Origin of the sequence: Citrobacter sp. wls826 (genome assembly GCF_005281245.1) — a bacterium.
Classification (GTDB): Bacteria; Pseudomonadota; Gammaproteobacteria; order Enterobacterales; family Enterobacteriaceae; genus Citrobacter; species Citrobacter braakii.
The window spans coordinates 9,638-11,054 of the sequence record NZ_SZWS01000045.1; the positions used below are offsets into that span (position 1 = coordinate 9,638).

Annotated in this window: 1 protein-coding gene; it reads left to right on the plus strand. The window is 53.8% G+C overall.

The features are described from left to right. Nucleotides 1-29 precede the first annotated feature (29 nt). Nucleotides 30-1,403 (plus strand): oxygen-independent coproporphyrinogen III oxidase, encoded by a 1,374-nt coding sequence (gene hemN / locus FDW87_RS09630; RefSeq protein WP_103848137.1) that lies wholly within the window; start codon nt 30-32, stop codon nt 1,401-1,403. Nucleotides 1,404-1,417 lie beyond the last annotated feature (14 nt).

The window sequence follows — 1,417 nt, forward strand, 5'->3', positions numbered from 1 at the left end:
CGCCAGAGACGCCATCGGAAGGAGTGAGCATGTCAGAGCAGTTAATAGACTGGGACCTGGCCCTGATCCAGAAATATAACTATTCCGGGCCACGATATACCTCGTACCCGACCGCGCTGGAGTTTTCTGAAGACTACGGCACAGAAGCATTTCTAAAGGCCGTGGCGCGTTATCCTGAGCGTCCGCTCTCGCTGTACGTTCACATCCCGTTCTGCCACAAACTGTGCTACTTCTGTGGCTGCAACAAGATTGTGACTCGCCAGCAGCATAAAGCAGATCAATATCTCGATGCCCTGGAACAAGAAATTATCCATCGCGCACCGCTGTTCGCCGGACGCCATGTCAGCCAGCTGCACTGGGGCGGCGGCACGCCAACGTATCTGAATAAAGCGCAAATCAGCCGTTTGATGTCACTGCTGCGTGGTAATTTCAACTTTAACGACGATGCCGAAATCTCGATCGAAGTGGATCCGCGTGAAATCGAGCTGGATGTCCTTGATCATTTACGCGCTGAAGGTTTTAACCGTTTGAGCATGGGAGTGCAGGACTTCAACAAAGAAGTCCAGCGCCTGGTGAACCGTGAGCAGGATGAGGAGTTTATCTTTGCGCTGCTGAATCATGCGCGGGAGATTGGCTTTACCTCAACGAATATCGATCTGATTTATGGCCTGCCAAAACAGACGCCAGAGAGCTTCGCCTTTACCCTGAAACGCGTGGCTGAGCTGAATCCAGACCGTCTGAGCGTCTTTAACTACGCGCACCTGCCGACGCTGTTTGCTGCCCAGCGCAAGATTAAAGATGCCGACCTGCCCAGCGCGCAGCAGAAGCTGGATATCCTGCAGGAGACCATCTCTTCACTGACCGAAACTGGCTATCAGTTCATTGGCATGGATCACTTTGCCCGCCCGGATGACGAACTGGCCATTGCTCAACGCGAGGGCGTTTTGCATCGCAATTTCCAGGGTTATACCACCCAGGGGGACACCGATCTGCTGGGGATGGGCGTATCGGCCATCAGTATGATTGGCGACAACTACGCGCAGAATCAGAAAGAGTTGAAGCACTATTACCAGCAGGTAGACGAGCAGGGGAATGCGCTGTGGCGCGGAATTGCCCTGACCCGCGACGACTGCATTCGTCGGGATGTTATTAAGCTCCTGATCTGCAATTTCCGCCTCGACTATGCCGCCGTGGAACAGCAATGGGATCTGAACTTCGCTGACTATTTTGCCGAAGACCTGAAACTGCTGGCGCCGCTGGCGAAAGATGGGCTGGTGGATGTGGATGAGGAGGGGATTCAGGTTACGCCGAAGGGGCGTCTGCTGATTCGTAATATTTGCATGTGCTTCGATGCATATCTGCGCCAAAAAGCGCGTTTGCAGCAGTTCTCGCGCGTTATTTAGCCGGGTTGCCCGGT

Coding starts and splice junctions, on each gene's coding strand:
- hemN (WP_103848137.1), top strand. CDS start 30: ATGTCAGAGCAGTTAATAGACTGGGACCTGGCCCTGATCCAGAAATAT.